Below are 20,275 nucleotides of genomic sequence, written 5' to 3' on the forward strand. Positions count from 1 at the left end.
CAATTATGTGAAGGGGTTATGTGTTATGTGGGAGCCTATTAGGTTCTTGCTTTTCTCGACTGTAGAAACATTTGCAGCGTTCGTTTTAATGTTAACTATTTTTAGAGTCAGGGCTTTAGACTATGTATGGCCTGCATTATTTATTGGATTGATAATGAATTTGCAAAGTTTCATTTTAAGGGAAGAAACTTCTTTGGCTTTCTTTGCTCCAACCATAAACATCATATTGTTCACGTTATTGATAACCACTGTTGTTAGGATGCCGTTTATTTGGGCAGCCATCATATCCATTACAGGTACATTTTTGTATACGTTATTCCAAGCGGCGATTATATTAATCCTTTTTGGTACCTTGACAACAGAGATGCAGACCTCAGCAGAAGGATCGTTAGCGCAAGCGGTAACCAGTGCATGGGTGTTAGCTATTTCGTGGTTCCTGTATAAATTCAAAATAGGCTTTACAGCAGATTATGAAAATCTACGTTTTAAGTGGGAGTATATACTCGTTATTATCTTAATAGTAGGAGTATTGGCAGCTTGTGCATTTATGTTTTACGTCAATAATTTCTTTTTGAGTATTCTATTTATTGCCTTAGCATCTGCCATGTTTTTGTATTATTCATTAAAAACGGAGCGTGATTACTATAAAAAATCTTGACTCCATCGCTCTTAATATTGCGACTCACATCAAAACAGTTGTACCTGATCATCCTTCATCTATAGATGTTCTAAAACATGGGATAGCCGTTGCGATCAATACATTTTCAATTATTTTACTGACTATCGGTATATCATTTTTTACGGATAGGATGCAGGAAGCTTTGCTAGTGATGATATCTTTTTCAATGTTGCGCCAAATTGTAGGAGGGCTACATTTAAAGAGCAATATAATGTGTATTGTTGTATCTACAGTTCTACTTACTGCTTTATCTTTCGCGAGTTTTAATTACAATTGGATCGTTATTACGTCGATAATAAGTATTGTGCTTATCTTGGTTTACGCGCCATCAAGGGTAGAGGGGAAGACGCGTATATCAAAGCAGCATTATCCGTTGTTAAAGTTTATCGGTGTTGCAATTGTTATTCTAAATCTGTGGTTGGCTTTTCCGGTAGTAGCTGCCAGTTTTCTTGTTCAGAGTTTAACACTAATAGAAGGAGGTGTGAGAAATGAAGAAAACCAAACCGAGTAAAGTGAAGGCTAGTATGTATTACAATATTGCTGCAATGTTGACAACACTTGCAGTTGCATCAGTGAGCACGGCAAGTCTGTCATGGATTCACAGTCCCGAACCACCGAAAGAATTGTTAAAGTAAGCGGGGAATGTTAAATGCTAAGTTTAACCGTATCGGCAGATCCTGGAGGTATAGAAAGAGGAGAAAATGTTTTAGTAGACAAAGTCCTTTTCATCTCTAAGGGGAGAAAGCGAGACCAGATACTGGTTCATACATTTGATAGAACATACTATATGGTAGGAACCTTGAGACATTGGGAGAATTTTTTGAATAGTAACGGATATCGTTTTTTGAATGTGGATAGAAGTAACACTCTTAATGTAGAAAAAGTAAAGATTGTTAATGGTATCTTCAAAGATGCTTACTTTGAAGATGAAGTAACAAAAACATCAAAAAGGTGTCCAATTGCTTACCATCGATTTGACGAGGTTGTTGAAGAAATGGGTTTTATTAATTCCAAAATAATCTTCACTGGAGTTGCTACAAAATAGCGACTCTTTTTTTGTCGAAAATAAGTGTCTTATAATGTCGAATATTAAGAGACATTCAGCGCCCGAATTTTTGTTGCCAAGACCCTAATATTGGGATTAAATAGTAGTATAGTTATGTCAAAAATTGATATGTCCGATTATAGACATAATTGTTTTGGAAAATGAAAAAAGGGAGGAGGGCAGAGTTATCTGTAAAAAGTATGGTTTAACCATACTTTTATCCGAGGGAGAGCCAACAGGCTCACTCAAAGATCAGTTCGTATAAGTCTTCCATTTTACAATCGAGGGCATAGGCTACGTTAATCATAACATCAGCAGACATTTTATCCTGATTGTTGGCCCAATTGGAGATCAAATGTCTGCTATAGCCAGTGCGTCTAGCAAGATCGATTTGTTTTATACGACGTTCTTCGAGTAGTTCCTTTAATCGGCATCTCCCACGGGAGATTTTCAATCAGAGATCCTCCAGTAGGTATCTATTCGTTGCAAATTATATCACTGAGAGGCACTCCAGTAAATACGACAAAGGACGTGCATCAATGCAAATACACAGATTAAAGATTAAATGGGACATAAAAAAAGAGAATGCAGAAATTTATACCTTATCCATGCTTCAAGTATTTGGGATTGCCCTGCCGGTCGTTGTAATAGTAGAAGCTCCTTCGTGGATTCATGAATTCACTTTCGTAAAGTAGTATGTAAACAGGGTAGAATGGTTCACTCCCATCTGCCCTTCATTGGTTAAAATCGTCCCCCTAAGCGTCCCCCAAACGTCCCCCAATTCATGAAAAGTTATGATAGAATACGAACAACGTTTCTGATGAAATGTTCTATAAATCGTTATCCTAATAAAGGAAAAGATGAAGTGATAAATTCGTACATAAACAGAACCCAAGTACATCAATGGGAACGTGATCAATATCTGACGCTTTACTAAAATGTGGAATCCCTTGGCGCTCTAAGCGTTGAGGGATTTTTTGTTTTGTGGGTAATGCATCATTTTCTTGGACTACGTAGTAGTCTCCCACAATACGAAGTAGACTGGGAAGAATACAAACGCCAGCAGGGCGCAAAGAAGTGTTTAGAAACAAAAAAAGAAAAGTGTGAAATCTATGAAGCCAGTTATGGAACTGCTACTACATTCGCTGGTCGAGCTTTGAAGTTTAAGGAAGTGCGATTACAGTAAGATAACCAAAAGCCCACATGCTAAGAAAAAGAACCCAAAGAGAATAGATACAGAGCCCCTAAATTTCATGTCATCAATGTAAGCATCGCTTGGTTCTGAATCACCTTTGATCTTCCAGGCTTCGTTTGCACGCCATCCCCAAGTGGGATTTCGTTTACTTAAAATACCAAGCGAGAAAAAAATAATAGCAATAAGAATAAGCATGATTCCCATTTGATCACCCTCCTTTGGGTAAATTATACCAAAAATGAACGACAGATAGAAAGCATTGTCCCCAAGAGCAGATGAAACAAAAATAAGAGGGCTTTGCCCTCCATGTTACGGTAGTATTTTAATCTGAATAAGCAACAGCATTAAAGCTTTCCATTCCTATTCGGGTAGCAGCTGCTGTGCAAAATATATATAAGGTATATACCAATTCATTGGATGGTGGTAGAGGGATATTGTAATCGGATGCATTGATGGTGACGACTTGTACAGCGTTTGGGTTTACTTCGGAGACACTCACGGAGTAAAGGGCGTAAGCAACGAGCGAATCGACATCGCCTCTAACAATAGAAAAAGAAATAACGGAGTCAAATGGTGGAGTGGTAGGAAATGCAAGCTCGGCTATCCCTGATACTTGTACACGCATGGCGTCCGTTACATCTAAACCAAGCTCCGCGATGGCAACAGCAGTATTGGCTGGCAAGGGAATTGAGATCGTATTACCGTAACTTGCGTTTTGAGATGTTCGAGCATCTAACAATCTAGTCATGTTCTCATCTCCTTATTGATAGTTTATGCAGAACATATTTATTGTTGAGGGCAGTGAGAATAAACATATTTTAGCCTATAGGGAGTAAAGAAGGAGAAAACAGCCTTATACAATGTTCATCGAAACAATCGTTGTAATGCTGCCGGATACAAAGGTTTCTTCCTCTGTGAAAATGTTGATTTCGATTTTAAAAATACTCCACGGATGAAAAAAAGGCGGGTACGCATTCGGGCACCCTACTTACAGTAGTGCGGAAAGGAATTTTTAATTGTATACGCCCGTATAATGTTCTTTTATGCTGCAAAGAGTGGATGGAGCCAAGATGGCGGATGAGTGTGGAAAAACATGTAAATTAAGATGGAGAGCAACGACCATTCAATATGCTACAGGATTGGACGGAATTACAATGCTACTGAAAATCTGGAGCAAGCCTATTACGAGCATTTGGAAAATGAGATTGATTACGAAACTGTACCGTGCTGTTAAGATGGATGCGATGAGTGCGAGTAGCTGGATGACCATGTCTATAAAACATACCGTGAGTTAATCAACGATGGAGAGAATTTCCTAAACTTCTGGTTTTTGATCTCTAAGGAGGAACAACAATGATGAACAGAGTTTCCGTTTTTATGAAAGTTAATCATATTGAGATTCATCGTGTTGGTAGAGTTGCCGTGCTTGCTTATAGTGACGAGACTTATAAAGTGTACGTAAATCAACTCCAAAAGATAGCGGAGGGCACCCCATGGTAAGAGCCTATACCTCTATACTATGCGCTGTACCGTTATATGTGGGTGTAGTAAGTATAGATAGGTGAGGATTAAATATGGTAGATAACAACGATAAAAAAAGTAAGCACCTATGAAAAAAAAGTGCTTACTTTAGGGTTAATTTTATTATTAACGGAACATTTTGTAAATGTAGCCTTGATATAATGGGCATACTTTATTGTTGCCTTTTTGTTGCCATTTATATAAAGAAATATTCCCTCCAAAGCCTCCTGTCATGTAAAATTTTTGAGTTGGAACTGTTGATTTCATATCCTCTTTAACCGTTGCACCTCTGATGCCACTTACCCATTTTTTGTTCCCTTGAGGCGGAGTATATGGTGACTCAGAAGAAATATTTGCTGAAGTTGGGACTGGTTCTGCAAAACTTAAAGACGGTACAGACAATGCCCCAAGAAGAACGGTGCCAGCAGCCAAAGCGATAATAGATTTTTTCAAAAGTAAAGCCTCCTTAGTTTGTTTATCTTCGTATGCAAACTATGGTGTAAGGTAATTATAGTGCTTAGATTTACATTCATCTACCAAAAATAACGATTACAACAAATAATCACATTATATAAAGGAATGATAAATGATGATGACAGTATACTGACTTAATTGGTGTAATAAAAAATTATGAATACTCACTTCAACAGTTGGAAAACCGAATGACTGCATATGATTTGCTTTCGGCGGAAGGATCGGTTGTCAAACGAGTTTCTGGTCAAGAACTGACAGCAGATGTGACAGCCAACACCGCTCTAGTTAAAGACCAGCGCTAAAGACATACCGGGTATTTAAGCTACTACATTCGCGGATAAGCGGCGCAGAGCAATTGCGAACATAGCAAACAGTTTGAAGATCAATTGCACCTTAGATTTTGTCACGACCGACTATGGACGGGGACGAAACGAGGAAGGTGAAATTGGACTAAAAATGCAGAAGTAAATAAGATCGTAAAGGCTTAAGCCTTTGCGGTCATATTTGTATTGTCTAAAGTTCTAGACTGTAAAACAAAGTAATAGTCTGACGATGCTTCATTAAGCTATACCAGCTAATAGCTTGTCAAGATTACCAGTAAAGGGATTCTAAATCATGTGGTATAGTTAAAATGAGCATGCCAAATAACCCTCCAATTTCCGTTGTTTCTTGGAAGGTTATGCCAATGATAATCTTTTAAATTGGACGAAATTCCTTTTTGTTTTTCAAGATGGCATAAAGCCAATGGATGAGCTTATTTGCACATGCGATTAGAGCTACTTTATGTGGTTTTCCTTCTGCTCTCTTGCGATCATAGAACGCTTTGAGTCGCATATTTCGGGAGCGTATAAGCCCACACTGGACAGCCATTACCAGTGCGTAACGCAACTGCCTGGAACCACGTTTCGTGATTCGGTTTCGAGTTGCTGTAAATTTACCGGAAGCAAAGACACTCGGGTCAATGCCTGCAAAAGCCACTAGCTTTTTAGGATGATCAAATCGGTCGACTTCTCCAATTTCAGATAAAATTGTTGCCGCAATTTTATGCCCAATACCGGGAATCGACTGAATTAATTCATACTCTTCAATTTCTTCGGCCAGAGCATCTATGTTCTGTTCCAATTCAGTAAGATGCTCTTGATACTGAAGAATGAGGGTAATAAGGACTTTCAAATTGATTAAGTGGCTAGCATACATGGTTTGCTGAAACGGGTTTTGTTTTGCCGCATCTAGCAGTCGTTGAATCCGTTGGTTAATCCAGTCCTCTGAACGCCCTCGTTTCGAAGAAAGCAGTTCTTTCATCTTAGCTTTGAGTGTATTTTCATCTGTATGCAAAACTGAATATGAGGATGGGAATTCACTTAAAAACCGTAGTGAAACACCGGAATACATAGCTCCAAAGACGCCTTTGTAAGCCGGGAAAACCTGATCTAAAACAGCTTGGAATTGTAGCTTCGTCTGTACACACATCTTTGAAAGGGACTCATACTGTCTTGTAAGATAGCGCAGATTGAGAAGTTGCACACCTCTTTTCTTAAAAGGTTCAAACTCTTCCTTGTAGTACAACTCTCCCAATAGGTAAGCGTCCGCAGCATCCGTCTTTACTTTACGAAGTTGAGACTTTCTAAGCCGATTTGAGATGAGTGGATTAATGACAATGTAAATGTAGTGATGTTCTTCTAGGAACTGAACAACGGGACTTTGGTAATGGCCGGTTGCTTCTAGAATAAGCAGAGGACGTAGTCTGGATGCAGTCTCAACATCCTTCAAAACTTGATGTGAATTTGCTAGGCCATCACGAGTGTGCTCGAAGTGGAATGTCCCTCTGAAGGGCTTTCCGCGCGCTAAAAAGGCTTGTCCATGACTTTCTTCTTTTGAAATATCTAGACCGACAACTGGATTCATTTCATCTCTCCCCGTAAGTTTAGACTCCCCGGCATCCCTAAGGTTCTTCTTGTCGCTCCATAGCATCGCTTGTTATACGGGATCTTACGTCCCAACCAGCCTCAATCATGGTCATGACAAGTAGGGCGAACACTATAGCGCTCGGGATCAAGTCCCACGGGCAGGTACGTTCGACCAGGCTACCTTAATCCTCTATGCAAATGAAAAAAGGATCAACCAGAAAGAACTGGTTGATCTCATAATACGAACGGGCAGGATAGTTTAATAACATATCGAATTTTTTAAAAGTGGATGGTTATACGAAGTGAGGCGTTGCTTAACTGAAGCGTGAAGTAGAGATAATCAAAAAGGAGATACCCAGATGGAAACAAATCAAAATATTCGTTTAGCAATCGAAGAATCTATACAGTTCCTTGAATCTACTTCGCATTTGGGGATGACTCACGGCGAGTGCAGCCGTCGAAAATGGGATGGAGCTTGGTGGCATATGGCTGCTCTTTATGAAATGGGAGAGGTGAAACTAATTCCCGAGTCTGCTATTGTCGGAGCAAAATATTTACTCGAAACTCAGGTCTGGCCGACCTTCATCATATCCGCCGATGACCATCCAACAAGTAAAAGTGATAAGATGAAGTTGGATTGCTGCCATTGTGAACTTGCCGTATACTATATGATTCTAATGGCGTATGGCTGTGATTTGGATAAGGAACTGCCTTGGATTCGCGAATGGCTCTTAAAGCATCAGTTACCTGATGGCGGGCTGAACTGCGACCCTGAAGCTTATACTCATTCTAAAAAGAGCTCTATTGTTTCAACACTTCCTCCGCTTGAAGCTATCTTATGGCATACAGATCGTGAATTTACTGAACAGGAAGCCGTTTTCTTAGATGAGGGAGCACGTTATTTAATTGAGCATCGTCTTGTATGTTCTAAACAAAATAGAAGCGTCATCGATATGGAATGGCTGAAGCCTTGCTTTCCGAGGTTTTTTGAATATGATATATTACGCGGTATGTCCTTCTTGGCAGAATGGTCCCGACGTAGGAACAAAACGCTGCCGGTCGGGCTGCTTATTGAAGGATTGGAACGATTGAACATCTTCAAGGAAACAGGAGGCTTGCGAATCGGTAGACAAGTCTTTGATCCACAAGGCCCGTGGGGTGGACAACCCTTTCCCTTGTTAGGAGCAGTAGCTGGCATTGGTGACGTTTCGCCTTATCTAACCAGACAGTTGGATCGAGTTATCGAACGATTGGGAACGGAGTATACCTATGCATAAAGACTTCCTTTAGAAAGGATCTCATGTTGGAAGAGGAACGGACCATGATGAGGAAGGCTTAGAGGGGAAAGTTACCGTAAAACGGGAAGCAAAAGAAGAGGCTTTGTTGAGGTAGCTCAATAAACTAAACCATGAGGATTTGTTAAAATATATCTCATTCGTACCTGTTAAGTTATAAATGAAATAAAAGAACAGATGTTTTGTGTGGGACGATCATTGACATTTTTCCAAATAAACCGTTGCGTTTTTTTCATTGTTTCCCCTTTTCACACAACCTATAATAATGCCTTAAATGATAATCATTTTCAATTATTAGAGAGAAGGAAAGGGGCAACAAGTGTGAAGAAACAACGTGGAAAGCAAATTATACTCTGGGTAGGGAGTTTCCTCCTGTTGTTGATAATATCGGCATGCAGTACTTCTAATGCTAATAGCAGCGTGTCTGATGAACAGAAAGAGGAAAGTGAGAAAACTGTTCAATATACAACGATAACAGGTAAACAGGTTGAAATACCTGGAGATCCCAAACGAGTGGTTTATATTGGCCAAACAATTGGTGATTTCTTAGCGATGGGCATTCCGGTTGTTGGTAATAACCTTCCCCAAGATATTCCTAGTTACTATGAAGGTAGACTTGAAGGAATCGTTGATGTTGGAAACCCGGGTGACTTAGAGACGATTCTGAGTTTAAAACCCGATCTGATTATTAATGGTTATTACAAAGCAGAAGCAGATCATAATGAGGCATTGTCGAAAATTGCTACTACTATCCCCTTTAACCCAGCTCTTCCTTATACAGAACGTGTAAAGGAGATGGGAAATATCTTTGGCAAACAGGAAGAGGCAGCTCAATTGATTGCTAAGTATAAAGAACAGTCGAAAGAAATGTTTGATAAATTTCAATTAGCAGACGGGGAGACAGCAACAATTTTCTACCAGTTGGGTAAAACTCTTTATGTTATGGGCGATCGTAGCCTGGGTGCTATTATTTATGGGGAGAACGGTTTTGCCGTCCCACCAGCTGTAAAGAAGAATATTCTTGATAAAGAAGGCGTGTCTTTCGTTAATATTTCAGAAGAAGTGCTTTCAGAATTTGCTGGTGATCATTTGTTTGTAGTTGTACAAGATGATGGTGAAAGTAAAACAGAAGCTGACCGACTGCTCCAAAGACCGATATGGGCAACTTTGCCTGCAGTTCAAAAGGGAAATGTTCATGTTATTCCCAGTGAATGGAATACAGATAATTTGTTAGCCTTGGAGCAATTGTTTAAACAGATGCCACAATGGATGGAACAACAGTAAGTAATTATTTTGGCACATTCAGTTCTTTATATCGCTAGTTTTCTAAAATAGCACATACTCCAACTATTAAAAGCTGAACTATAGTTTATAGTTGAAAGCAGGTCATTATATGTTACAATAACGATAATGATTCTCATTTTCAATTGTTGGAGAGTTGCTTATGAATCTAACACCCCTGTATATTAGGCTGCAACACTATGATAGGTTTCAAGTTGACCAGATAATTCTAGCGAACAGCCACAATGAGGGAATGAATGACAATGAAACAAATTTATGCACATTATTGATAGCACTCAGTCACGGCATACGGCTGTATGTAGACAACATTGCAATCGATCTGCGACAAGGAAGCTGCATTCTGGTTTTGCCTGTACAGCGCTACACTATGGAATCAAGCAACAAAGAGGCACAGCTTGTACGCTTTATCTTTGAAACCTTTGAAGTAGAAGGAATGACTTTGAATCCGGTTGCTCATCCACCTTTGCTTTGTGGTTCCCCCTATAATCTGTTGATTTCTCAAGTCAATCGAGTATTAGGAAAAGAAGCACGGATAAGTAACCAATGCTGTTCCTCTCCATCCACATCAGAAATGGCTATGATGCAAGGTAGACTTCAGCTCATTCTGGGGTTGATGGTTCAGTTCGATGAGCAAGTTTCCCAGTCGCAGAACAATGAAAAGATAAACTTGGTTCAACAAACTGTGCATTATATGGAACAGCATTATGATGAGGACTTAACCGTTGAAAAACTTGCTTCCATGGCTGGAATGGTCAGATGGCAATATAGTCAGAAGTTTAAAATAATGACTGGCAAAAAACCAAATGAATATTTGGTCCAATTACGCATAAACCATGCCAAAGGACTTCTGCGTAATTCCACCGAGACATTGGGCAAAATATCTCGGCAAATTGGGTTTAAGGATGAATATTATTTCAGCCGGTGCTTTCATAAATTAACTGGACACACTCCGCGTGAATATTCGAATATTCATCTTCGTACCCGGCAAAGAACAGTTATCGATTCATTTGGCAGAAAGATTCATGTTCCCAAAGATACAACACGTATTGTGACAGATGGCAAATTTACGCTTGGAGAATTACTCGTTTTAGCCATGCCCCCTATAGGGGCGGCCATCTCGATCATGAAAGATAACGTGATTTATCACAATAAGTTGCGAAATATTCATAATCTTGGGTATTGGGCAGATCCAGATAAAATTGCACAACTACAGCCGGAGTTATTATTGCTTAGCTATGTGCATCCTGAACAAGATTTGCAGAAACTAGATACGATCGCTCCTACTGTTATACTTAACAGTAAGTTTAGACTGTTTGAACGGTTACGGTATATCGCTAAACTAGTTGAACGTAGTAACGCTGCGGAGAAATGGATTACCAGATATGAGGACAAAGTAAGATGGTTACGTAGGCAATTAGCAGATGCTTATGTTGCTGGAGAGACGGCTGCTGTTTATCTCAAGTTTGGTACAAAACTTTATATTATGGGCCAGAGCGGATTGGCTGCCACCTTGTATGAATCTCTTGCCTTTCGTCCTTCTGCCAATGTGATGCACCTAATCGAGCAAGGGCAAGCATGGATAGAAATTCAGCAGCATCAAATAAATCACTATGCTGGCGATCGCAATTTCGTCTTGGCTCCTCGCCAAGAATTGCAAACGGTTGCTCACTGTTCACATATCGCGGCTTTAGCCGATTTAAGTAACGGTAACACTCATTTTGTGGATACTACATGGAATCATGATGATCCCATTACGCGAGGACGGTTGCTAGAGGTGCTACCGTATATATTTAATAAGAAAATTAAGTGATTAGAGGAGGCTTAAACCCTAATCACTATTAATTCAACTTTCGTCACAGGCTACGCACACCATTCAAAGGCGTTTTCGCCTGATCGCGGACAGCGCTTAACCAGCATAACTCGATTAACGAGGAATGTACTCAATTTTAGCGCAGGGAGCTCGCATAAAACAACAGTGGATGAAGAGCACAGTTTGAAAACCACTTTTGACGAATTGATGAAAATTGCTACGAAAATTCGAGAGTAATCTGATATGGGCTGCATCAAAAAACACAAGCGTAGTGCTTGTGTTTTTTATTGCTTCTTATTGTTGGGAGGGAGGGTGAACAATATCAAGAAAATGAGCAAAAACTAGCTTTAAAGAGAGTTCTGCCCACCTAATACGAATAACGAAATTTTCTTAGCAATTTCTTCTTTGTCCAATTTTACTTTTCCGGAAGCCCATAAAAAACCAGCCTCATGAATTACATTCGCATAAATAGATACGAATAGACCTTTTTCCATATCTGTATATAAGTTTTCTATGCTCTTAAGCAAATACAATTTCAATTCACTCAATATTTTTTCTTTTAATTGGGGTGTTACTAAACTTATATTACTTTGGCGACATTGTAATCTCGGTTGTTGGTAAAAATCACAAACAGCTAAAACAAGTTGGCTTATACTTTCTTGATCCAATTTTATTGATCCTGTTGTCCGTTTTGCAATAGCATTTGAAGCGGAATTTCCCATAATGTAATTCAATAAATCGTACTTATCGTTAAAATGTGCGTAGAAAGTAGCTCGATTTACTTGCGCTCCCTCTGTTAAATCTGCCACTGTTATTTTTTCAAAATCCTTCTTAGTTGCTAAATTAAAAAAAGCGTTAACTAAAGATTCCTTAGTATAAGTTGTTCGTAAATTTCTTACTTTTGTCCCCAATTGATTCACTCCTAACCCAATAATTCTTTAATATTGTTGCTATAGCAACATTGGTAACTATATTGTTGGTTGTTCGTTTTGTGTATTGAATTTAAGATGTTAAAACAACACGTGTTGTTATATGTATACCACAAAAAAAGGAGTTTGTATAAAATGAAGACTATAGCAATTATCGGTGCAGGACCTGGATTGGGGTTGTCCCTTGCAAAAAAATTTGGGGAGAAAGGATTTAGGGTTGCTGTCATTTCGCGTAACCCTAAGAAATTGGCCATAATCGTGAACGAACTAAAGAAGCTAAATATTGAAGCGAAATCTTATGTAGCGGATGTCAGGGATTTGCCAGCACTAAAACAAGCATTAAATGCTGTTAAACAAGACTTTGGTCATATTGATGTTTTGGAATTCAGCCCCTATGCAGGACCTACGCATTTCAAGCATGTGTTAGAAACAACAGCAGAAGATGTGTTAGAACAGATAAAAGGTTACTTACTCCCTGCCGTTCTTTCTGTGAATGAAGTAATACCAGATATGATAAATAATGCTTCGGGTGCAATTCTATTGACCACCGGAATATCTGCAATGGTTTCCTACCCGTCTGTTGGAAATGTTGGTATGGTAATGAGTGGTGTTCGTAATTATGCTACAAATTTGCATTTTGAGTTGAAAGAAAAAGGCATATATGTCGGTCATCTTTCAATTGGCACTGTCATACAAGCAGGTACGGCTGGAGATCCAGATCTTATTGCTGAGGCTTGGTACAATTTATATGAGAAAAAGGATTGTTTTGAAGATACTTTCCCACAAGAGATTAACCCAACCAAATTGTCAAACTAATATAATAAAAGAGATAAGTGGATGTCTTAAAAATCTTATAGGATTGACAGGGAGAGTAGAGCAGAAGAAGCGAGCCCGCTGTAGAATAATATAAGCCTCTCAGTCTTAGTAAGATAACTATTAAACTGTCTTCAATAAAAACATCGGCAGCCGTGGACGAAAAAATAAAATCCTAGACTGCCGATGTTTGATTTAACTATTGCGTGCCTTTAGTTCAATCTTTTTTCTTTTTATAAAAGTTATGCTGCTAAGCTTTCTGCCATTAAAATTATGTCTTACTCCAAGTCACTTTGTAAAATTCTAATCCCCACCGAGTTCAATCGTTTTCGTGGCGACACGGTCATGAAATTCCCGATCATGCTCCACGAATACAATGGTCGGTGTGTATTCAAGCAGCAGCTCCTCAATTTGCATCCGGGAAATCACGTCGACAAAGTTGAGCGGTTCGTCCCAAATATGCAGATGAGCCTCCTCACATAGGCTTCTCGCGATCAGAACCTTCTTTTTCTGCCCGCCGCTGAACGCCGATATATCCTTCTCGAATTGGATGCGGGCGAAATCTAGCTTACGCAACACGGCCTTAAATAAGCTTTCGTCAATTCTGTGCTCTGCTGCATAATCGGAAAGCGTACCTCGCAAATGAGAAGTATTCTGGGATACATAGGAAACACGAAGCTGCGGATCCCGTTGAAACGTACCTGTATAGTGCAGCTCCTCAGCGTTGAGCAGGTGAAGCAAGCTAGACTTACCTGAACCATTTGGGCCTGAAATTGCAATCCGATCTCCTGGTTCAATCGTCAGACTAACGTTCTTGCAAACTGCTCTTTCCCCGTAGTAAATCGTGACGTGATCCAGCATCGCCAGTTCCGATTTGGGATACACGAGCTGAGAGATCGCAAGGCTTTCTGACTGTTCGATATTTCGGAGCAGTTTTGATTTTTCCTCTAAAGCAGTGTGTTGCCGCTGTTCAATGGATTTTGAGCGTTTCATCATTTTGGCTGCCTTATGCCCGACGTACCCCTTGTCAAGTTTGGAACCGGAATTTCGTGTGCCGTTTTTAGATTTTTCGGTCTCGAAAGACCAGCTACTAGTACGTTTAGCGGAAGCTGATAAACGCTGTATGTCTTTGTACAACTTTTCGTTTTGTGCCATTTCGAATGTATCTTGGCGAGTTTTGTTCGTCCACCAGCTGGAGAAGTTGCCTTTTTGGATTTCGATATTCGTTTTGTTGATCGCTAGAATATGATCCACACAGCGGTCGAGAAAAGCCCGGTCGTGTGAAACAAGAATGAAACCGCGCTTCGTATTCAGATAATCGGCAACAAGCTTGCGTGCGTGCAAGTCGAGATGATTGGTCGGCTCGTCGATGAGCAGAAATCGATTGTCTTGGATGAAGAGCACGGCTAGTAATACCTTCGTCTGTTCTCCTTGGGACAGCGATTCGAATGGTCGGTACAACACGTCTTCTGAAACCTTAAGCAGGTTCAGTTCACGCATCAGCTTCCAGTTCTCAAAGCTTGGTACGATCTCTTCGACGACATCTAAGGTCAAATACTCCGGATGTTCGACGGGAAATGGAAAATAATCAAAGGCAACTGGTGTGGAGATCGTACCGTTGTATTCGTACTTCCCCTGCAGCAGGTTTAAGAACGTCGTTTTACCTCGACCGTTTCGCCCCGTAAAGCCCAGCTTCCAGTCTGTATCAATTTGAAAATGAACATTTTCGAATATAGGGTCATAGCTGCCTGGATAGGCAAAAGTAAGATTGGTTACCTGAATGGCGGGCATGGCAATCATCCTTTCGTTTGGAAATAAAAAGAGCCGCAAGAAAGGTGCTTTCTTGCGGCTCTAATCCATACAAGGAAATAAGACCCCGGTCTAAGGGGCCGTATGACTGTCCGGAGAGGGAGCGCAAACGAAACGCAGAGCTTTCTTGCAGAGATGAAATAAAACGACCACAGCCAATCGCTGCGTCCGTTCTTTTCATGATCTCGAAGCAAGAAAGTTCTACATGTATCCGTTCAACTCCCATCATCAAATTACATCCAGTTTATCACAATAGTAATTTAACTACAACCTGTGTTAGTTCCGTTTAGGCTGAAGCCTTGCGTAGATCGACATGCTATTTAGATTGATTACTGTTATTCAACAATCTTCTGCTGTCATTGCTTTGCAACCAGCACGACAGAAAGAAATACCTATAGGTTTGGATATTACGGTAGGAAATGCATTAGCAGAGATAAATGCACAGGAATTGAAGGAAAAGAAACCAAACGAAGAGGGGGCAGGATAATTTTCCTGAGCAGAGATGGGGGAAGAAGGCTGGATAAGTGGGAGATTTTTAAATTTAGCGCCACTTTAGTTAGCGTTGTGACGTATTTTTACGGTGGGTGGTCGGGAGTATTGGGGGCGGTGTTTACTCTGGTTATTATTGATTATGTGATTGGATTATTTGCTGCTGGTGCAGAAGGTGGTGAGAAGGGAACCGAACCAAATTTAAAAAGTAAGATTGGTCTTCGTCGGCATCGCTCGAAAAGTATTTATTTTTGCAATGGTAGCAGTATCCCATCTGATTAATGGAGTCTTAGGCGTTTCGCACCTATTCCGGGATGCGGTCGCCTATTTTTATATGGCAAATGAGCTGCTGTTCATTTTAGAGAATGGCGGCAGACTCGGCGCACCTATCCCTCTCGTGGCCCGATAGGCCGTAGAAGTTTTGAAAAGTAAGGTATTGCATTTGCCTTCATTAAAGCAAGTCAGGGACAACGATACGTTGCTCAAACATCATTTAAAGAAGCTGGGGGAGAACGTAAGCTTCAGGAGGCTTTGCAGTATGCTTCACTTACTCTTTTCAGTCAAGGTATTGTAGTATCTCAACTAGAGTTAAGATCGCAATTGAGAAGGCATATCATGAGTATAAGGCAAAGACGAAGGCAGTACTTGCTACTGAAGCACAGCCAAACGAGGAGGTAGCACAGGCCGCAGCTAAGGAAGCTGTATCGGGTCTGGCTGCAAAGCTCAATGAATTCTTGGCACAGGCTACTGCAGAAGCCGTACTCACTGCTCCTGCTCAGGTGCAGGTTGAACCTGAGCCTATTCCGGCACCAGTAGAACCTACGCAGACGACTGTAACTACGGAATAAAGAATGAAGAAAATACCCTACCAGCAGTGCTGATGGGGTATTTTTTACCGTAAAAAGAACGTGTGTTCTGGTATGATTGATACATAATAAAGTCGAAAATACATACCATATTATTGTAAACATGTGTATAATATCGTATAACTAATATAAGGGAGGGGATGATAAAGATGAGTTCAATAGGTAAGATTTTCTCTGGACTAACTGGACAAACACCTCGCCCAATTAAAGAAAAAAATAAAGTGCATGAAAATGAAAATTTAGTAATCATTTTCTATGATTATAAAAAATCTAACTCGTATTTGAGTGTACTGAATGATGCTAATGCTAATGGATTAAGACAATTAATTTTTCCCCCCAACAGATTTTCAAAAGTTATAAAAAATCTTTCTGAACTAAATTTTAAAGTTAAAAATATTGAATTTGACCCTCCGCTAAACCAGGAGGATCAACTTTCAATTAATAAAACATTAGTTGAAGGCATTATAGAAGAAAACTTTATAAAGATACATGATGAAATTAGTTTTTATAATTCAGAGCAAGATTCAATACCGAAGAAACTTTCATTTATGAGCAAGAATGGTAACTATTATTCTTTGTTTAATAATGGCGTAATTTCAATTGAGGAAGAAGAGGATGTAGGCGAGCTTAATCCCTTTCTAACTACTCTAAAGGGTGGGGGATTTTGAGATATTTTTGGAATGCATTCAAATATTTATTTACTGTTTCTGCAACCCCCGTTTCTCTCCTCCTTCTGTTGATTTTTAATATAAGACCCTTCAAAAAAATACTAGAAATAACAGGATGGACACTCAATGCCACTAATGTTGAAACGACAACAGCTGCAATTGATTTAGCGATTTTAGTATTATTGTACAATATATTGGGTAAAGTGTTTTCAAAATTTAAAAAGCCTGTTTCAATAAAGTTTTCCATTGAAGATCCTAAAGACCCTGAAGGTGATCTTACTGTGAAATATGACTCCTCAACTGGTTTGAAGAAAATGAAGATAAAAGTATCAGTCGATTATAAGAATAATTTCTTGAAATTTTTATCAAGGTTAGGATCAGAACATTATATTGAAGTACACTGGAATAATTGGTTTACATTTGAGATAGATGAAGAAATCTCAAATAGTATAGGTGGAGCTACATCGGTAAATAAATGGTCTGCTCCTATTTCGCTTGGAAATTATGATTATCAGGCGAAATTCGATATACCTTTCTATTTCACTATAAACAATACATTAAGAAGAAATGGGTCTATAGTCCCTAAATTGAGATTTCATAGTAATTTTGTATTGAATTATGTTATGATTCTATTGACCTACATGTGGATAGACAAAAAAGAGCAAAAAATTGATGTCATTTTACTAAGGGAGTGAACGTTATGTTTGCAGTGCAAATACTACGTTTTGATGGGGTAAGGAGTTTAGAAGAAGCAGCACGTTTACTTGAGGAATCGTCTATATTAGACGAGGTAGTAAATGATGAGCTGTGGCCGGCACACGAACCATTGACAAAACGCTGAATCAGGTGTCAGGATTTGACCTTGGAATTAATGAATTAGTTTCTGGGACACGAGTTCCTGTTCGCTTTTTACTTGCTGAAGGACACAATGAGAGATATAAAAGAAAGGAGAGTTGGTTTGAAGGTGAGGAATTGGTTCCAAAAGAAGATCGCATAAATGTTGTCAAATACAGTTCCATTTTTTTTGAGTATCAACAAGCTGTGTATATAGCTCCATTGATGCCATTTAGTGCAAATTTGAATACATATTGTAGTGATTTGCTACCAACTGAGATATGGAGGCACATCAAAAAGAGCCTTCTGATTATAAGTTAAGTAAAGACTTTTTTTATTGGTTGCTTAATGTATTTACGAGAAATAACAAACTTGTTTCATTTAACCCTTCAATACGAATTCGTTCTTGGACAGGTTTTCATGGAACTACACAAGATACTGTTCATAAATTAATGGGCGAAGGAGAACATATATCGGCTATTCTTGGAACTTTGGCATTCTTGTTTATGGATGACCCATTTAAATCACTAAGCCTAAGTATTCAATACGAAAATGAAAGAATACCTGTGCATTTATGGGCAAATGGAAGTCTCTCGATCCATGATTACGAATATGAGGGAATGTTTGCTAATGCCTATCAAGATGAGAAAAGAAAAGTCCTTTTATCAATTCTGATGTATACCGAAGTCCTACCAGCTCTTTTCCAAGCTTATCAGCAAGCTATCACAAATAATAAATGGAACGAGCAAGCTAAGGAAGAATTCAGAAATTATATAGGTGATGAAATTATTACACGTGTTAAATCTGAACTTCAGATATAAATAAAATGTTTTGAGATTTGTAAACTCGAATAGGAATGGTTATTATCCTTTTTATAACTTGTATTTTGATCATGACTTGCTTCTAACAACATATTGTCCATCTTAGATGCGAAAATATCGGTGATACCCTGCTGGCATACGCTGGTGGGGTGTTTTTCTATTAATTTTCATTGGATATCAAAATAATCAGTTGAAAAGCCGATATTATAATTACCAACGAATGAATATTTAGGAGGATTATAGATGGGCTTTTGGATTCTTTCAGCTTTGGTCGTGGGACTTATTCTTTCAGCGATCATAGGTGCAGATATTACAGCCAGAAAAAATCGTAAACAACCGAAAATAGAACGGATAGGAGAAGTGGTTGATAAACGAGTTAATTGGACCGAAGGATCGTCCTCAAAAACATTCTACATAACCTGCGAGTTTGAAAAAAATGAGCGAAAAGAAATTATAGTTAGGGAAGATAAATACGGTCTTTTTGTTGTAGGAGATAAAATAAAAGTAACAAGTCAAGGTACTTGGGACTGGGTAGAACGCGTAGTAACGTAAGGTCATCAGGATATTTACAGAATCAACCAAGCGGTATATACTTTCTATATAAATCCGAAAGCATCGGTAGCACTCCGCTGGCTCAAGCCGGTGGGGTGTTTTTCTGCTTTATAGGGGGAGGAATACATATGTTAAATGGATTTTTACCGTGTTAATAACAATCCTATTAGCTGGATGCAGCGTACAACAAGACGTTGTAAAGACTACTAAGAGCGACCCTGTAGCCGTTCCAGTAACCCAGGTATCGGCTGACACGGTCAAACTGGAGTTTCCGTCAGAGCGCTATCCTGAGACAGCATAGCACATAAAAGAGGCCATAGCAGCCGGAAAATCATCGGTATGCACCATCGAACGAGCAGGAGCCGATCATAACCGCGAGCTGTCCCTTAAAGGCGTGCCGACTAAAAAGGGCAAGGATAGAGACGAGTGGCCTATGGCCTTATGCGCCGAAGGTGGAGAGGGTGCAGACATTAAGTACATAAGTCCAAAGGATAATCGTGGAGCAGAATCGTGGGTCGGTCACAAGCTGGACGACTATGCTAACGGAACAAAAGTTGAATTTATCGTTAAATAGTAAAAAGCCCGGCCGACCTATTAAGGTTAGCTGGGCTTAGTAGACACTAAGTATAGCAAAATTGAATTCAAAAAGTGTCTCGGATATAACTCCAAGATACTCACCTGCTTGAGGTTGGTTAGTTAATGTCTGATGGATACTGACCGGTAGTACCCCAAGCTTCGCCTTCAACTCTGTTACCGCCAGCTCGGAATTGAATTACGTATTCCCCTGATGGCATCCCGTTAGGGTATGAATTAAGACTAGTCCACGTTAATGTATCACCTTTGCCAACAGTTTTATTAAGGTATTCCCTCCCGTTACCCTGCAAGCTCCACGAAATTGTGTTGCTTCCTGTATTCTTCACTTTAATCTTTACATGTCCATAACCTTTTTTGACAGTAAACTCCATCGTCGGACTTGTCCCGCCAAGAACCTCATGTACTTCTTGACCAGTTGACTGGATAACTATACCTCCATGCCTCTTTGATAATTCAACCCCCATAACTGGTGTGGCGGAAGCAGCCAGCGGAGCTACTGCCGTAAGAGCCAATAGACCTGTAAGAATGATTGCTGTGTTTTTAAGCTTCATCAAAAACCGTCCTCCCGAATGGTATAATTTGTACTACTGACCAATCATAGCACATAAAAAGGAATAAAATGTACATTTTCATTAACAAAATGGTAAAAAAATTAATATTCGAAAATATATA

Annotated in this window: 24 protein-coding genes and 3 pseudogenes; 19 read left to right on the forward strand and 8 right to left on the reverse strand. The window is 39.5% G+C overall.

From position 1 onward, the window contains the following. The first annotated feature begins 25 nt into the window (after window positions 1–25). From G7035_RS21355 to G7035_RS21370, 4 genes are read left to right on the forward strand one after another with little or no spacing between them, the layout of a single operon-like run. Entirely contained in the window at window positions 26–658 is a 633-nt protein-coding gene (locus G7035_RS21355; RefSeq protein WP_029515055.1) for a hypothetical protein, read from the forward strand. Continuing rightward, a complete protein-coding gene (locus G7035_RS21360; RefSeq protein ID WP_016821995.1) occupies window positions 636–1,190 on the forward strand; it encodes an accessory gene regulator ArgB-like protein in 555 nt (184 codons plus the stop codon). Before G7035_RS21355 ends, G7035_RS21360 begins: the two co-directional genes overlap by 23 nt. Continuing rightward, the gene (locus tag G7035_RS21365) at window positions 1,168–1,314 is read left to right on the forward strand and encodes a cyclic lactone autoinducer peptide (RefSeq protein WP_016821994.1); all 147 of its coding nucleotides are present in this window, start codon (window positions 1,168–1,170) and stop codon (window positions 1,312–1,314) included. The genes G7035_RS21360 and G7035_RS21365 overlap by 23 nt, the downstream gene beginning before the upstream one ends. A gap of 14 nt (window positions 1,315–1,328) precedes the next feature. Continuing rightward, window positions 1,329–1,724, forward strand: coding sequence for a LytTR family transcriptional regulator DNA-binding domain-containing protein (locus G7035_RS21370; protein ID WP_016821993.1), 396 nt, complete (start codon window positions 1,329–1,331; stop codon window positions 1,722–1,724). A 241-nt stretch (window positions 1,725–1,965) separates the two neighbouring features. Here the strand turns inward: G7035_RS21370 and G7035_RS21375 are convergent, their stop codons facing one another. The 3 genes from G7035_RS21375 to G7035_RS21385 all read right to left on the reverse strand — a co-directional run bounded on the left by G7035_RS21375 (window position 1,966) and on the right by G7035_RS21385 (window position 3,667). Then, window positions 1,966–2,178 carry a helix-turn-helix domain-containing protein gene (locus tag G7035_RS21375; protein ID WP_016821992.1) on the reverse strand — a complete coding sequence of 71 codons (213 nt, stop codon included), beginning with the start codon at window positions 2,176–2,178 and terminating at the stop codon, window positions 1,966–1,968. Between the two features lie 723 nt (window positions 2,179–2,901). Then, window positions 2,902–3,123, reverse strand: coding sequence for a DUF6199 family natural product biosynthesis protein (locus G7035_RS21380; RefSeq protein ID WP_016821990.1), 222 nt, complete (start codon window positions 3,121–3,123; stop codon window positions 2,902–2,904). 118 nt (window positions 3,124–3,241) lie between these two features. Beyond that, window positions 3,242–3,667, reverse strand: coding sequence for a hypothetical protein (locus G7035_RS21385; protein ID WP_019687457.1), 426 nt, complete (start codon window positions 3,665–3,667; stop codon window positions 3,242–3,244). Between the two features lie 295 nt (window positions 3,668–3,962). Here G7035_RS21385 and G7035_RS21390 point away from each other — a divergent pair, with 295 nt between their 5' ends. Together G7035_RS21390 and G7035_RS21395 are read left to right on the forward strand one after the other, a co-directional pair. Continuing rightward, window positions 3,963–4,214 carry a hypothetical protein gene (locus tag G7035_RS21390; protein WP_019687456.1) on the forward strand — a complete coding sequence of 84 codons (252 nt, stop codon included), beginning with the start codon at window positions 3,963–3,965 and terminating at the stop codon, window positions 4,212–4,214. Between the two features lie 58 nt (window positions 4,215–4,272). Beyond that, window positions 4,273–4,419, forward strand: a complete 147-nt coding sequence (locus G7035_RS21395; protein ID WP_019687455.1) for a hypothetical protein — start codon at window positions 4,273–4,275, stop codon at window positions 4,417–4,419. A gap of 147 nt (window positions 4,420–4,566) precedes the next feature. On the opposite strand, the gene G7035_RS21400 is transcribed toward G7035_RS21395, so the two are convergent. Next, on the reverse strand, window positions 4,567–4,893 hold the full coding sequence (locus tag G7035_RS21400; protein WP_019687454.1) for a hypothetical protein: 327 nt from the start codon (window positions 4,891–4,893) through the stop codon (window positions 4,567–4,569). 143 nt (window positions 4,894–5,036) lie between these two features. Between G7035_RS21400 and G7035_RS27855 the strand changes: the two are divergent. Then, window positions 5,037–5,382 (forward strand): annotated as a pseudogene (locus G7035_RS27855) (hypothetical protein); the annotation flags it as partial. A 228-nt stretch (window positions 5,383–5,610) separates the two neighbouring features. Here G7035_RS27855 and G7035_RS21410 read toward each other — a convergent pair. After that, window positions 5,611–6,819 (reverse strand): IS110 family RNA-guided transposase, encoded by a 1,209-nt coding sequence (locus G7035_RS21410; protein ID WP_115293067.1) that lies wholly within the window; start codon window positions 6,817–6,819, stop codon window positions 5,611–5,613. A 361-nt stretch (window positions 6,820–7,180) separates the two neighbouring features. Between G7035_RS21410 and G7035_RS21415 the strand changes: the two genes are divergently transcribed. The 3 genes from G7035_RS21415 (at window position 7,181) to G7035_RS21425 (ending at window position 11,228) form a co-directional block, all read left to right on the forward strand. Further along, the gene (locus G7035_RS21415) at window positions 7,181–8,098 is read left to right on the forward strand and encodes a prenyltransferase/squalene oxidase repeat-containing protein (RefSeq protein WP_019687453.1); all 918 of its coding nucleotides are present in this window, start codon (window positions 7,181–7,183) and stop codon (window positions 8,096–8,098) included. Window positions 8,099–8,437: 339 nt separating this feature from the next. Next, window positions 8,438–9,400, forward strand: coding sequence for an ABC transporter substrate-binding protein (locus G7035_RS21420; protein ID WP_019687452.1), 963 nt, complete (start codon window positions 8,438–8,440; stop codon window positions 9,398–9,400). 160 nt (window positions 9,401–9,560) lie between these two features. Beyond that, on the forward strand, window positions 9,561–11,228 hold the full coding sequence (locus tag G7035_RS21425) for an AraC family transcriptional regulator (RefSeq protein WP_019687451.1): 1,668 nt from the start codon (window positions 9,561–9,563) through the stop codon (window positions 11,226–11,228). A gap of 347 nt (window positions 11,229–11,575) precedes the next feature. Here G7035_RS21425 and G7035_RS21430 read toward each other — a convergent pair whose 3' ends face one another. Beyond that, a complete protein-coding gene (locus G7035_RS21430; RefSeq protein ID WP_230877328.1) occupies window positions 11,576–12,148 on the reverse strand; it encodes a TetR/AcrR family transcriptional regulator in 573 nt (190 codons plus the stop codon). Between the two features lie 144 nt (window positions 12,149–12,292). Between G7035_RS21430 and G7035_RS21435 the strand changes: the two genes are divergently transcribed. Beyond that, window positions 12,293–12,973, forward strand: coding sequence for an SDR family NAD(P)-dependent oxidoreductase (locus tag G7035_RS21435; protein ID WP_019687449.1), 681 nt, complete (start codon window positions 12,293–12,295; stop codon window positions 12,971–12,973). Between the two features lie 300 nt (window positions 12,974–13,273). On the opposite strand, the gene abc-f is transcribed toward G7035_RS21435, so the two are convergent. Further along, window positions 13,274–14,761 carry a ribosomal protection-like ABC-F family protein gene (abc-f, locus tag G7035_RS21440; RefSeq protein ID WP_019687448.1) on the reverse strand — a complete coding sequence of 496 codons (1,488 nt, stop codon included), beginning with the start codon at window positions 14,759–14,761 and terminating at the stop codon, window positions 13,274–13,276. Between the two features lie 331 nt (window positions 14,762–15,092). Here abc-f and G7035_RS21445 point away from each other — a divergent pair, with 331 nt between their 5' ends. From G7035_RS21445 to G7035_RS21485, 8 genes and pseudogenes are all read left to right on the forward strand, one after another. Then, a complete protein-coding gene (locus G7035_RS21445) occupies window positions 15,093–15,266 on the forward strand; it encodes a hypothetical protein (protein ID WP_019687447.1) in 174 nt (57 codons plus the stop codon). Beyond that, a pseudogene (locus G7035_RS27945) lies at window positions 15,259–15,677 on the forward strand (phage holin family protein); the annotation flags it as partial. The gene G7035_RS21445 and the pseudogene G7035_RS27945, both read left to right, overlap by 8 nt. Window positions 15,678–16,283: 606 nt before the next feature. Continuing rightward, complete coding sequence (locus G7035_RS21460) at window positions 16,284–16,802, forward strand: hypothetical protein (protein ID WP_019687446.1); 519 nt, start codon at window positions 16,284–16,286, stop codon at window positions 16,800–16,802. Further along, window positions 16,799–17,497 carry a hypothetical protein gene (locus G7035_RS21465; RefSeq protein ID WP_019687445.1) on the forward strand — a complete coding sequence of 233 codons (699 nt, stop codon included), beginning with the start codon at window positions 16,799–16,801 and terminating at the stop codon, window positions 17,495–17,497. Before G7035_RS21460 ends, G7035_RS21465 begins: the two co-directional genes overlap by 4 nt. Window positions 17,498–17,609: 112 nt before the next feature. Beyond that, on the forward strand, window positions 17,610–17,957 hold the full coding sequence (locus tag G7035_RS21470) for a hypothetical protein (RefSeq protein WP_019687444.1): 348 nt from the start codon (window positions 17,610–17,612) through the stop codon (window positions 17,955–17,957). Continuing rightward, window positions 17,918–18,457 carry a hypothetical protein gene (locus tag G7035_RS21475; RefSeq protein WP_145958753.1) on the forward strand — a complete coding sequence of 180 codons (540 nt, stop codon included), beginning with the start codon at window positions 17,918–17,920 and terminating at the stop codon, window positions 18,455–18,457. Before G7035_RS21470 ends, G7035_RS21475 begins: the two co-directional genes overlap by 40 nt. Before the next feature lie 243 nt (window positions 18,458–18,700). Next, complete coding sequence (locus tag G7035_RS21480) at window positions 18,701–19,009, forward strand: DUF2500 family protein (RefSeq protein WP_019687442.1); 309 nt, start codon at window positions 18,701–18,703, stop codon at window positions 19,007–19,009. Between the two features lie 103 nt (window positions 19,010–19,112). Beyond that, a pseudogene (locus tag G7035_RS21485) lies at window positions 19,113–19,583 on the forward strand (NucA/NucB deoxyribonuclease domain-containing protein). A gap of 118 nt (window positions 19,584–19,701) precedes the next feature. On the opposite strand, the gene G7035_RS21490 reads toward G7035_RS21485, so the two are convergent. Beyond that, the gene (locus G7035_RS21490) at window positions 19,702–20,154 is read right to left on the reverse strand and encodes a hypothetical protein (protein WP_019687441.1); all 453 of its coding nucleotides are present in this window, start codon (window positions 20,152–20,154) and stop codon (window positions 19,702–19,704) included. Between the last annotated feature and the right edge of the window lie 121 nt (window positions 20,155–20,275).

Source organism: Paenibacillus polymyxa (assembly GCF_015710975.1).
In the GTDB taxonomy this organism is placed as follows: domain Bacteria; phylum Bacillota; class Bacilli; order Paenibacillales; family Paenibacillaceae; genus Paenibacillus; species Paenibacillus polymyxa.